Consider the following 11,843-nt stretch of genomic DNA (forward strand, 5'->3'; position numbering starts at 1 on the left):
TTCAGCAAGTGTTTTTTCTGCTTTGATCGCAGCAAGTGCTACCTTAGCCTTAAAGTCGTTTGAATGATTTCTTCTTGGTCTACGTGCCATAAAATACTCCATATATTGATGTTTATAACATCATTTGGGGAGCAAAATATCACTTATAAGTGTTGTTCAAATTTCCTGATCCACCTCTTAAGTACCCGTTGTATTAAAGCTTTTTAGAAATTTAAATAAATCCATTATTTCTTCCCCCCATGAAAAAATAAATAAATTATACTCAATAATATCTAGTGGATTAAATAGCCGTTGGTCGAATAGCTAGAGCTATGGATCAAGTGATCATTAAAAAAATATGTATTACTTTTGAATCTAGACTTATCTAAAGTTTGAATCAGGCAAATACAAAAATACAGTTCCCAACTCAATGAGAACTGTATTATTAATACTACAAATTGATCGAAATTAAACAGCAAGTACTTTCACAATAATGGTTTGCATGTCTTCATTTTCTTCAGCCAAATAAACACGCTTTAACTCTTTACTTTTCACTTTGAATTGATGATTTTGATACTGAATTACAGCCGGAATTTGATCAAAATACAGGCTATCTGCGTCTAATTCTTCTTGAAAAAGTGGCGTGCCCAATTGATAGTCTAGGCTTTTTAATACTACATATTTAACAGTCGTTTTCATTGAAATAAACCTACTTTTGTTACGCTCTTTATTTTAAGTTTTAACATCGTTTTCCTTCCGAAAAAACCTTTATTTCATATTTTCGTACAGCTTCTAAGCAATCACGCTATTTTTGTGAATTCCACAACACCCACAGTACCAACTTAGACTTTTAGTGAAATTACAGGCGAGCGGAATCAATGCTAAAATTTTAAGAATACTAATGATCATTCACCATTCTACTTTGGGGTAAGCACATGCTTAAACAGTGTTGCGATGCTTTAGAACAAAAATCCATGACTATCGCATTTATCGAGAGTGCAAGCTCTGGTTATTTATGTAGCCAATTTTCAATTTATAAGAATAGTGGTGCAGATATCTTGTTAGGTGGTCTGGTCAGCTATGATCCGTCGATCAAGCGTGAAATTTTAAAAGTAGATCCTCTACTGATAGAACAATATACGGCCGAATCGGCAGAAGTGACTCAAGCGATGGCTGAGCACGGACAACAGCTTTTTTCACGTGCAAACTTTGTGGTTGCCTGCACTGGATTACTCAAATCCGGTGGCAGCGCAACTGTAGAAAAACCCGAAGGAACATTTTATATTTCAATCTTACATGACAGTCGTATTTATAATTACCACTATTTTATTTTAGGTACAGCTTTAGAACGCTTAGATCAGTTAACTGAAAATGTTGCTCACAGTGTATTAGACATCTTAAATGCAGAATAAAACATACATAATCTTCATATTTAAATATCATTTTGCATAGCATACTGTATTGAGAAATTTTTCTCATCAGGACAAGAAAATGCAGCTACGTCATTTCAATGCATTCGCAATTAGCACACTACTGTCCTGCTCTGCTTTGGCTACGGTAGGCGGCCCTCAAACCATTGAGGTTTTAGGTTTTGATAAAAAAGACCAAAAAATCTATTTAATGCGTCATTTTGAAGATGGTCGTGGTCGTTTACCACAATTATATTATTATCAATTAAATAGCCAAAAACCGACGCAATTAATTACAGTGAAGTCTTTGTATATTAATCCAAAGACAAAACGGATTGATTACGATCAAGACAGCACCCAGTTTGATAAAGAAATCGCGAAAATAAAAAAACGTTTGGTCGAATTAACACCAGTAAATAACAATAATGCTCGAATACAGGTATTAACAACCAAGAATGGCACTGCAAAATCATGGTATGACCCCACTGAAACCATTGATAAATGGACCTATCAATATCGTGTTAAAAATTCGCAGTATAAAAGCGCTGTACAAAAGGCTGAGACCTATAAAGAAGGTTTAAAAATCTCTAAAACTTATCGTGTAGTGCAAAAGCCTTTTTATTTAGTAACTGTTAAATATCTAGGGATTCCATTTGAAACAGGATATAGCGTTGAAGATCCAGTTTTATTAACCAAATAGATTGTTAAATTAAATAACAAATAATAAAAAAGCCTCTTTTGAGGCTTTTTTATTACACTTAAAATTATGCTGCAGAACGCTCTGCAATTGGCACAACTTTACGTAATTCCGGACCTGTATAGTCCGCACTTGGGCGAATAATACGATTGTCCGCACGTTGTTCCATCACATGCGCTGCCCAACCTGTTACACGGCTCATCACAAAGATTGGCGTGAATAATTTGGTTGCAATATCCATGAAATGGTATGCAGATGCATGGAAGAAGTCTGCATTACAGAACAATTTCTTCTCGCGCCACATCACTTCTTCACAGCGTACTGATACTGGATAAAGCACAGTATCACCGACGTCTTTAGCTAGGCGTTCAGACCAAATTTTGATGATGCCATTACGTGGATCATTGTCTTTATAGATCGCATGACCAAAGCCCATGATCTTTTCTTTACGCTCAAGTTTGCCGAGCATTTCACGTTCAGCTTCTTCTGGAGACGTCCAGTTTTCAATCATTTCCATCGCAGCTTCGTTCGCACCGCCATGTAATGGGCCACGTAGTGAACCAATTGCACCTGTGATGCATGAATGCATATCTGACAATGTTGATGCACATACACGCGCTGTGAATGTAGATGCGTTAAACTCATGCTCTGCATACAAAATCAGTGATACGTTCATCACTTGCTCGTGCAATTCATTTGGTTTTTCGCCACGCAGTAAATGTAGGAATTGAGCGCCGATTGAATCATCATCGGTGTTTTCTTCTACACGTACACCATCATGGCTGAAACGGTACCAGTAGCAAATGATCGCAGGTAGCGTTGCCAAAATACGGTCTGCAACATCTTGTTGTTGTTCAAACGATTGTTCAGTTTCAAGGTTGCCTAACATTGAAACGCCTGTACGCATCACATCCATTGGATGTGAGTCCGCAGGAATACGTTCTAATACTTCTTTCAACGCTTGTGGCAATTGACGCAATGATTTGAGTTTAGCTTTGTATGCTGCTAATTGTTCTGTTGTTGGCAATTCACCAAAGAAAATCAGGTACGCAACTTCTTCAAACTGACAGTTTTCTGCCAAGTCTTGAACGTCATAACCACGATAGGTTAAGCCCGCACCGCTTTTGCCTACAGTTGAAAGTGCCGTTTTACCCGCTACTTGTCCGCGCAGTCCTGCGCCCGTGAGTACTTTTCCTTCAGCCATTTTTTATTTTCCTTCAGTGAACAATTTATCTAAGGTATTTTCAAAAGTGTGATAATCGAGGAATTGATAGAGTTCTTTTCGTTGTTGCATTTTATCCAGTACATTGACTTGTGTACCGTCATTGCGGATTGCATGCATCACTTCGAGTGCCGCTTTTTGCATTGCACGTGTCGGAGACAATGGATAAAGCACCATTGAAATGCCTTGCTCGCCTAATTCTTCTTTGGTGTAGTAAGGGGTATCACCAAACTCTGTGATATTTGCCAATACTGGTACACCCACAGCATCGCAGACTGTTTTGTACATGGTGATGTCTGTCATTGCTTCAGCAAAGATCGCATCTGCTCCTGCTTCTACACATGCACATGCGCGGTCGATCACTGCCTGCAAACCTTCTTTTTGTAATGCATCTGTACGTGCCATCACCACAAAGTTTGAATCGGTTTTTGCATCGACTGCCGCTTTAATACGGTCAACCATTTCTTGTTGTGACACGATTTCTTTGTTCGGACGGTGTCCGCAGCGTTTTTGTGCCACTTGGTCTTCGATGTGAACTGCTGCTGCACCCGCAGCAATCATTTGTTTCACAGTACGGGCAATATTAAATGCACCGCCCCAACCTGTGTCGATATCGACAAGTAATGGTGTATCTACACGTTCGGTAATACGACGAACATCTTCCAAAACATTGTCTAAACTGGTCATGCCTAAGTCAGGTAAACCATATGAATAGTTCGCAACACCTGCACCAGATAAATAAATGGCTTTATAGCCAACTTCTTTTGCCATCATTGCTGCATAGGCATTTACTGTGCCAATGATTTGTAATGGTTTTTCGATTTCCAATGCTTGTCTAAATCTTAAGCCTGCAGACGTTTGTTGTGTCATATTCCTTTCCACGGCATTTACTTTAATTTTCGAAGTTTGAGTATATCCATATTTTTTTCCAACTCTATGGCTTTGTAGAATATTAACTCTAAAACTTTAGTCAAATATTTCACTTATCACCTATCTGTTGTTATTCTTTAGTCAAAGAACTCTAATTTATAAGCAAAGCAGAAAAGTACTAATTTTTTTGCTATAATTATCGTCAAATCAGCTCTTTTTTTTTTAAAAATTATCACTTTATGCAAGATTTAATACACATTGAACCTCTAACGCATGACCAGCCACAAACGCGGCGCGGACATGAACGATGTGTTGCGCTTTTAGAAAGTGCTACGGAGCTTTTTTTAAAACGTGGTTTTGATGCAGTTTCATTAGATGACATCGTGAATCATGCAGGTGGTTCAAAAGCGTCAATCTATAAATATTTTGGTAATAAAGACGGATTATTTAAGGCCATTTGTGACTATCGTCGCTGCTTATTTTTCAAAGATATTTGCCTACCATTTACGGTGAGCCCTGACACCGATATTCGTGCTTATCTCATCAATACTTTAAGTGACTTTCATCAGCATATCGTGATGCCTGAAAATGCGGCATTTATGCGGTTAGTCTTAGAACAAACAGGACGTAATCCTGAAATAGCACGTTATATTCATGAGCAAGGCTCAAAACAAATTCAGAACACCGTTGCGGAAATTTTATATCAAGCACGTCAACACGGTTTGCTGTATTGTGAAAACCCGCTGTTTTCGGCTCAATTTTATTTTGGAATTTTGCGAAATTTAGAATGGCGCGTTCTCATGGGCATCACCATTGATGAAAATGATCAAGAAACCATCAATTACATCAGTTATTGCGTCGATCGTTTCCTAGACGGTCACCAAAAGCGCTAGATTTTTTGCAATTTACCTCTCTTATAGTATATTAATCGATTCCTTTTTCTCTAACCAACCAACAACTAATTGTTGTTTTGTTTTTTGATTCAGCAATTATTGTGGAGTAACAATGGCTCTACGTCACTTTCTAACTTTACGCGATTTATCGACTTTAGAACTTAATCAAATTGTACAGCGCGGTATCGAACTCAAGCGCAAACAGCATAACAATGAAGTTTTCCAACCTTTCGTTGGTAAAGTCATGGGCATGATTTTTGAGAAATCGAGCACCCGTACACGTGTATCGTTTGAAGCAGGAATGAGCCAATTTGGTGGTAGCGCAATTTTCCTTTCATCTCGTGACTCTCAATTAGGTCGTGGTGAGCCAGTAGAAGATTCTGCACGTGTGATTTCAAGCATGCTTGATATTGTGATGATTCGTACTTTTGGTCATGACATTGTTGAACGTTTTGCTTCTTATTCAAAAGTTCCTGTCATCAATGCATTAACAGATGATCACCACCCTTGCCAATTACTTGCCGATGTTCAAACATTCGTTGAACACCGTGGTTCTATTGAAGGTAAAACGGTTGCTTGGATTGGTGATGGCAACAATATGTGTAACTCATATATTGAAGCTGCTCATATGTGGGGCTTTAAATTAAAAATCGCTGCACCTAAGGGCTATGAACCTAAAGCTGAATTTTTATCTGAATTTGCACACTGTGTGGAACTTGTTGATTCTGCCGAAGATGCTGCGGTTAATGCAGATTTAATCGTGACAGATGTTTGGGCAAGTATGGGCCAAGAAGAAGAACAAAAAATTCGTGAAAAAGCGTTTGCTGATTATCAAGTGAATGAACGCCTGATGGATCTTGCTCACGCTGACTGCCTATTTATGCACTGCTTACCTGCGCATCGTGGCGAAGAAATTTCTGAAAATATGCTTGACCACAAAAATGCTGTGGTTTGGGATGAAGCTGAAAATCGCTTACATGCACAAAAAGCACTTGTTGAATTCTTAATTAACGAAAATCTTAAAAAAGACTAAGGTTTTACTTAGATAAATGAAGCACCTTCGGGTGCTTTTTTTGTTTTTGCATGCTTTAATAAAACCATATATTTTATAAGTGATTAAGATTATGCGTTTAAGAAATATTTGCTTATTGGCTCTTGGATTGAGCTTATCTACTTTTAGCTTTGCTGGTGAACCAAGTGAATTAGATCAATACTTGGTGAAAAATCAGATTTTAGATAGCAATTTTAAAATTAAAAATAAAACAGGTTTAAACGAAATACTGGCTGCCATTAGTGATGAAGATTCACGCACTCTTCCCTATCAAGTTGATCAGAATATGTTGATGGAAAAAATGGAAATGGAAGCGGATAAGATTGAAATTGATGGTATTATCACCACCCCTGATTTTGCGCAATTTGAACAATCAGTCGGTGAACATAAGGTGAAGCAACTCATCAAGCATAATTCACTCCAAAACTGTGAATTACTATTCGAGCATCAATTTCAACGTGTTAATCCATATAAAATTGAAATGGATCTAAGCTCGGGTAGCAAACAATACGAAATTATCATTAAAAATACAGAGTGCAAATTTAAATAAATATCTAATTTCTTACAGCTCTTGGTTTAACTTTTGCATTGTTTAACTTAACGAATTAAACCTTGAGGCTGTAATACAATCACAGCTGCGCCCACCAACACAATGACGCCACCTAGCATATCCCAACGTGTTAGAACTACGTGATCGACAAAACGCAACCACAGCAATGCAGAGAAAATGTAGATTCCGCCATAGGCTGCATAGATACGACCCGAAGCTGCTGGATGCAACGTCAATAACCAAACAAATGCAGCCAATGCAAGCGCTGTTGGAATCCATAACCACTGCGATTTTTGCTGATTTAAAATCAAATATGGGAAGTAACAGCCTAAAATTTCCATCAGTGCTGTCAGTGCAAATAAACCAAATGTGGTCAGCACTTTTGTTAATGGTATGTCCATCATTGAGAAACCCAAATCTAGCGTCGAATAAATATAAAAAACCCGTGCAAGCACGGGTTTTTCGTTAATTAAATTACTTAAGCAGGTTCAGCGGTTTGGTCTTCAAACACTTCGAGTTTTAAGCCCACAGCTTTACCATTTTCTTTCTTCACTGAAACAGCAACATTGCCGCCATGTTCCGCAAGCTCACCAAACAGAATCATTTCAGCAAGCGGTTTTTTCAAATGCTCTTGGATTAAACGCTGCATTGGACGAGCGCCCATCAAGCGATCGTATCCTTGCTCAGCCATCCATTCGCGTGCATCTTGATCAACCTCAAGAACCACTTTCTTATCATCTAACTGTGCCTGAAGCTCTGTTAAGAACTTATCAACCACACTTTCAATGACCGTTGTTGGCAATGCTTTAAATTGAATAACACCATCTAAACGGTTACGGAACTCTGGTGAGAAGGCTTTTTTCATCGCGTCTTGGTTATCATTACTGTTGTCTTGGTCCATGAAACCAATGCTCACACGTGAAATTGATTCTGCACCAATATTGGTAGTCAGTACTAACACAACGTTACGGAAGTCAGACTTACGACCGTTATTATCTGTTAATGAACCATGATCCATAATTTGCAGTAACAAATTAAAGACATCTGGATGTGCTTTCTCAATTTCGTCTAGTAATAGCACGCAATGCGGATTTTTATGAATCGCGTCGGTCAGCAAACCACCTTGATCAAAACCGACATAACCCGGAGGCGCACCAATTAAACGAGATACGGCATGACGTTCCATGTATTCTGACATATCAAAACGTACTAGTTCGACGCCTAATAATTTCGCCAATTGCTTAGTGACTTCAGTTTTACCCACACCTGTAGGACCCGCAAAGACAAAATTACCCACTGGCTTATCTGGCGCTTTTAGACCTGCACGAGATAATTTAATCGCAGATGCAAGCGCTTCAATCGCTTCATCCTGACCAAACACCACACGTTTCAGATCACGCTCAAGATTTTCAAGGACGCTCTTATCATCTTTAGACACAGTTTTCGGTGGAATACGGGCAATTTTCGATACGATATCTTCAATGTTTTCAACTGAAATGACCGTATCATCCTGCTCAGCTTTTAAACGACGCTGCGCACCAGCTTCATCAATCACATCAATGGCTTTATCTGGCAAGAAACGATCATTGATAAATTTCGCTGATAGTTCTACCGCAGAAACCAAAGCTTGATCTTCGTATTTCACATGATGGAATTCTTCAAATTTGCCTTTTAAGCCACGCAGAATATCAATCGTTTCTGAAATAGATGGTTCATTGACATCAATTTTTTGGAAGCGACGAGATAATGCATGATCTTTTTCAAAGACTTGACGGTATTCTTGGAAAGTCGTTGAACCGATACAACGCAAAGTACCATTTGCCAAAGCTGGTTTGATGAGGTTCGATGCATCCATCGTGCTGCCCATACTTGAGCCTGCACCGATGATCATGTGAATTTCATCAATAAATAAAATAGCTTCGGGCTTTTTCTTCAAGGCATTTAGCAGTTGTTTTAAACGCTTTTCAAAATCACCACGGTATTTAGTTCCTGCAACTAAAGCACCAATGTCTAAACTAAATACTTCTGCATTTTCAAGCGGTTTAGGTGCTTTGCCATTTACAATGAGCCAAGCCAAACCTTCAGCAATCGAAGTTTTACCTACACCCGGATCACCCACCAAAAGTGGGTTGTTTTTACGGCGACGGCATAGAATTTGAGCTGTACGTTCAATCTCTTTTTCACGACCAATCAGTGGATCTGTTTTGCCTTTTTGAGCTTCAACATTGAGATTGGTCGTATATAGCTCTAATGGGCCAGAATTTGAAGACGTGGTGCTTTCACCATCGAGCTCTTCGATTTCTTCTTCGGCTTGGACTTCATCTTTACGTGTGCCATGTGACAAATACTGCGTTAATGTCAAACGGTTGATTTGATGGCGTTTAAGTAAATACACCGCAAATGAATCACGCTCTGAATACATCGCAACTAAAATGTCTGCACCTTCTACAGTGCGGTCATTACCACTCGATTGCACATGGAAAATTGCACGTTGCAAAATGCGATCAAAACTTTCTGTAGGATGTGGTGCTTGATCGCTATTTTCGCCAAGCTTAGGGGTATGTTGTTCTACGTATTCTTCAAGTTCTTTGCGAAGCACAATAATGTCTGCGCCACATGCTTTCAATGCATTAACAGCGGAATCATTATCCAGTAAAGCCAATAATAAATGTTCTACCGTCAAAAATTCATGTCTCTTTTGACGAGCCATGCTGACAGCCAAACGTAGTGATACTTCTAATTGACGACTGAGCATGTAATCCCCTTATTAATCTTTTGGCTCAATCTGACAAAGTAATGGATGACTTTGCGACCGAGCGTAATTATTGACCTGATTTGCTTTAGTCTCTGCGATGTCTCGCGGATAAACCCCTGCAACACCCTTTCCTTCATAATGTACAGTTAGCATTACTTGAGTGGCTTGGTCAAGATTCAAAGCAAAGTATTGTTGTAAAATTTCAATTACAAAGTCCATTGGAGTGTAATCATCGTTCATTAAAACGACAGCATACATAGGAGGACGCTTTAACTCAGGTGGCGCAGTCAATACTTGAATGTCTGAATCACCATCATCCTGCATACCTTGGCTGAGAGTCGGGTTTAGATGCCAGTCCACTAAACCAGATTGGTAAAATGAATTTTTAATGTCAGATAAACACGTTTGACGCTTATTGGTTCGCATAGGATTTAGGTTTCACACTTAGTTTGCACTTGCTTCAGTTTGAGGAATTTCTGAAAGGAAGGCAGATTGATTTTCAACAGGCTGACCTTTCGACCAGCTAAAACGGCGAATAACGGGTTTAGAACCGCTTAAACGCACTTCAATAAAGTCTGGACTAAAGCCTTTTGGCATGGTCCAACGTCCAGTGAGTCGCTCACTTTCGCTAAAGTTAAAGTTTTTGTCTTCTAAAGGCACTACAAGTACTTCTGTACCCTTAATTAAACGCAGCTCAACACTTCCAGACACATTACTTTTTGACGGACTTACTTGAACGAGATCAAGTTGGTATTCATACGCATTTTCAGGTAACGGTTTAATCGCTAAATGTTGTACTGCAAGCGGCATACCACCACGTTGGCGCAATACTTCACGATACAAAACACCCAAATTACCGGTTAATTCTTGATCATCACGTGCTTTTTTAACAGCCAAATATAAATCATTTGAATTACTTACAGCGACATCACGCTCTTGAATTGCCGCATTTAAACTTTTATTCAGGCCTGCTAATTCAGTTTTTTGCTTTTGCACCACATCAACCAGTTGCTCTGCATCTGCATCATATCCGACCACAGTTAAGCCCTGACGATGACCGATACTATATCCGAGCAAACCGCTGCTCAATGCAAGTACAACTGCACCAATCGCCAGTGGCATATTCGTCTTCATAAAAGGCGTTTTTTCACTGTTTTCTGGTTCTGACTTGAAATTAGATTCTGTATTCGACATCGTCATCTCTTATTTTTAGTTCACTCAAGGCACACATTTAAATCCAGTTTTAAATGTGTGTGAAGTTTTAAATCGTTTCTTATGGTAATAAACCAATGCCTTGAAGTCCTGCATTTTCAGCAAAACTAAACATCAAGTTCATATTTTGTACGGCTTGACCTGCAGCACCTTTCACCAAGTTGTCTTGAGCCACCAAAATCACTAATTTTTTCGGTTGAGGTTTGCAAATCGCAATACGTAATTGGTTCGCACCACGCACAGTACGTGTTTCAGGTGAGCTACCTGCCGGCATAACATCTACAAACTGCTCATTGGCATAGAACTGTTCATATATGCTTTGTAAATCCGCAGAAGCACCTGCGTCTGTCAAATCTATATAGATAGTGCTGAGCATGCCACGAATCATTGGTACCAAATGCGGTACGAATAAAATTTCGTTAAACACACCTTTTTGACCTGAAATATTTTCTAAGGCTTCTACAATTTCAGGATGATGACGGTGACCCGCTACGCCATAGGCCTTAAAGTTATCTGCATTTTCAGAATAGATCATACCTAGGCTGGCTTTACGACCTGCACCAGACACACCTGATTTTGCATCAATAATAATGCTTTCAGGTTTCACTAATCCTTCAGCTTTTAATACTGGCGCTAAACCGAGCTGAACAGTTGTTGGGTAACAACCTGGGTTACCAATCACTGAAGCCTTTTGAATTTTTTCACGGTTTAATTCAGACAAACCATAAACTGACTCTTTTAATAGCTCTGGACATGCATGGTCTAGGCCATACCATTTCTCAAATTGAGCTAAATCTTGCAAGCGGAAGTCAGCAGCAAGGTCAATCACTTTAGTATTTGCAGCAACTAACTCTTCTGCGTGTTTCATTGCAACACCGTGCGGCGTCGCAAAGAATACAACGTCACAGTGTTTTAGTTCTTCAATATTTAGATCTGAATAGCAAAGGTCTGTATGTCCACGCAAACTTGGGAACATATCATCCACACGGCGGCCATTTTCAGTACGCGAAGTTAAAACTTTCACTTCCGCATTTGGGTGTCGCAGTAAAATACGCAGTAATTCAACACCTGTGTAACCTGTACCGCCGACAATACCTACTGAAATCACGCTCATTACCTCTATTCAAAGTATCCATTTGATGACTGCCTAGTATGACAGGAAGTTGAGGATTTCTGAACTGTTTTGCTTAGTTATTAGTTGAAAT

Annotated in this window: 13 protein-coding genes; 5 read left to right on the forward strand and 8 right to left on the reverse strand. The window is 39.1% G+C overall.

Translation table 11 applies throughout. The features are described from left to right. Positions 1-447: 447 nt before the first annotated feature. Positions 448-678, reverse strand: a complete 231-nt coding sequence (locus FTV11_RS06430) for a hypothetical protein (protein WP_078190858.1) — start codon at positions 676-678, stop codon at positions 448-450. 236 nt (positions 679-914) lie between these two features. On the opposite strand from FTV11_RS06430, the gene FTV11_RS06435 reads away from it, so the two are divergent. Beyond that, a complete protein-coding gene (locus tag FTV11_RS06435; RefSeq protein ID WP_180007802.1) occupies positions 915-1,391 on the forward strand; it encodes a CinA family protein in 477 nt (158 codons plus the stop codon). 79 nt (positions 1,392-1,470) lie between these two features. Next, a complete protein-coding gene (locus FTV11_RS06440; RefSeq protein ID WP_180007803.1) occupies positions 1,471-2,088 on the forward strand; it encodes an aminotransferase in 618 nt (205 codons plus the stop codon). Positions 2,089-2,152: 64 nt separating this feature from the next. Here FTV11_RS06440 and prpC read toward each other — a convergent pair whose 3' ends face one another. Further along, positions 2,153-3,289, reverse strand: coding sequence for a 2-methylcitrate synthase (prpC, locus tag FTV11_RS06445; protein WP_180007804.1), 1,137 nt, complete (start codon positions 3,287-3,289; stop codon positions 2,153-2,155). Positions 3,290-3,292: 3 nt separating this feature from the next. After that, on the reverse strand, positions 3,293-4,177 hold the full coding sequence (gene prpB, locus FTV11_RS06450; RefSeq protein WP_180007805.1) for a methylisocitrate lyase: 885 nt from the start codon (positions 4,175-4,177) through the stop codon (positions 3,293-3,295). Positions 4,178-4,416: 239 nt separating this feature from the next. On the opposite strand from prpB, the gene FTV11_RS06455 reads away from it, so the two are divergent. The 3 genes from FTV11_RS06455 (at position 4,417) to FTV11_RS06465 (ending at position 6,671) form a co-directional block, all read left to right on the forward strand. Next, complete coding sequence (locus FTV11_RS06455) at positions 4,417-5,070, forward strand: TetR/AcrR family transcriptional regulator (protein ID WP_180073604.1); 654 nt, start codon at positions 4,417-4,419, stop codon at positions 5,068-5,070. A 112-nt stretch (positions 5,071-5,182) separates the two neighbouring features. Beyond that, positions 5,183-6,103 (forward strand): ornithine carbamoyltransferase, encoded by a 921-nt coding sequence (argF, locus tag FTV11_RS06460; RefSeq protein WP_078193464.1) that lies wholly within the window; start codon positions 5,183-5,185, stop codon positions 6,101-6,103. A 91-nt stretch (positions 6,104-6,194) separates the two neighbouring features. Then, on the forward strand, positions 6,195-6,671 hold the full coding sequence (locus tag FTV11_RS06465; protein WP_180026239.1) for a hypothetical protein: 477 nt from the start codon (positions 6,195-6,197) through the stop codon (positions 6,669-6,671). 47 nt (positions 6,672-6,718) lie between these two features. On the opposite strand, the gene FTV11_RS06470 is transcribed toward FTV11_RS06465, so the two are convergent. From FTV11_RS06470 to argC, 5 genes are all read right to left on the reverse strand, one after another. Next, positions 6,719-7,072, reverse strand: a complete 354-nt coding sequence (locus FTV11_RS06470) for a YnfA family protein (RefSeq protein ID WP_111883867.1) — start codon at positions 7,070-7,072, stop codon at positions 6,719-6,721. 77 nt (positions 7,073-7,149) lie between these two features. Then, positions 7,150-9,426, reverse strand: a complete 2,277-nt coding sequence (clpA, locus tag FTV11_RS06475) for an ATP-dependent Clp protease ATP-binding subunit ClpA (protein WP_078188640.1) — start codon at positions 9,424-9,426, stop codon at positions 7,150-7,152. A 12-nt stretch (positions 9,427-9,438) separates the two neighbouring features. After that, positions 9,439-9,852, reverse strand: coding sequence for an ATP-dependent Clp protease adapter ClpS (gene clpS, locus FTV11_RS06480; RefSeq protein WP_180051274.1), 414 nt, complete (start codon positions 9,850-9,852; stop codon positions 9,439-9,441). Between the two features lie 18 nt (positions 9,853-9,870). After that, positions 9,871-10,620 carry a hypothetical protein gene (locus FTV11_RS06485; RefSeq protein WP_180023759.1) on the reverse strand — a complete coding sequence of 250 codons (750 nt, stop codon included), beginning with the start codon at positions 10,618-10,620 and terminating at the stop codon, positions 9,871-9,873. Positions 10,621-10,699: 79 nt separating this feature from the next. Then, positions 10,700-11,752 carry an N-acetyl-gamma-glutamyl-phosphate reductase gene (gene argC / locus FTV11_RS06490; protein WP_180073605.1) on the reverse strand — a complete coding sequence of 351 codons (1,053 nt, stop codon included), beginning with the start codon at positions 11,750-11,752 and terminating at the stop codon, positions 10,700-10,702. Positions 11,753-11,843 lie beyond the last annotated feature (91 nt).

The sequence above is a fragment of the Acinetobacter sp. YH12231 genome, assembly GCF_013417755.1.
Lineage (GTDB): Bacteria > Pseudomonadota > Gammaproteobacteria > Pseudomonadales > Moraxellaceae > Acinetobacter > Acinetobacter amyesii.